A 758-nucleotide genomic window follows, 5' to 3' on the forward strand; every position below is an offset into this window, starting at 1 on the left:
GATTTCCAGATCGAACCGCTGATCCTGCCGAACGGGTATCCGACCCTCATCCACATCTCGCTGTCTGACAAGTCCGGCGATTCCGCGGTGATCGAATACCGGGACGGCGTCCCGCAGATCTATCACGACCGCCGCTTTACGGTCATGACGAACGAACCGACCTATGACGTCCAGATCGAGAACCTGCAGCGCTATCGCACTTTTGGAGGCGACCTGCCCCTCCCGGGAGAGCGCACCCCGACGGACCGGTTCGTCCGAGCGGCCTATTACGCCTCCGGTCTGCCAGAGCCCGCGGACCGGGGCCAGGCCGCCGCCTTCATGTTCAGCGTCATCCGCAACGTCTCTGTGCCCTTCGGCCTTGGCGACCCAGACCGGCCGAACGTCGCCAGCACCATTTTCCGGACCGTGCAGGACCTGACCGGCGAGCGCTACTACTTTGAAAGCACCTTTGCACCCAACGTCGTCTGGGTCGATTACGACAACATGGACTTCAGCGCGGGGCTGCCCGAGCTGGAACTGAAGGTTGAAGGACGTATCTTCGAGCTGAACGGCGACGTGAGCGATCAGTTTGTGCCTGTCGAGCCAATGGTGTTCGGCAGGAACGAATCCTGACCTCTCGAGGATGGGCAAAACGGGTTGTCGTCGCCGCTCTCTCGGTCGGCGGCAACCGTTAGGGTCTGGCACGCGGAATCGGGCCGGGAAGCCGCCCGGTCTCCACCTGCCCGATCGTCGACAGAAGAAGAATGCGGCTTATGGGG

1 protein-coding gene is annotated in these 758 nt (G+C 62.4%); it reads left to right on the plus strand.

The genetic code is table 11. The annotated features are described in order from the left end of the window. Positions 1-612: linear amide C-N hydrolase (locus tag ACLD7X_RS17465; protein WP_411424960.1), on the plus strand; the 612-nt coding region annotated here is incomplete at its 5' end. Between the last annotated feature and the right edge of the window lie 146 nt (positions 613-758).

This window comes from Aphanothece microscopica RSMan92, assembly GCF_046613545.2.
GTDB lineage: Bacteria > Cyanobacteriota > Cyanobacteriia > PCC-6307 > Cyanobiaceae > NIES-981.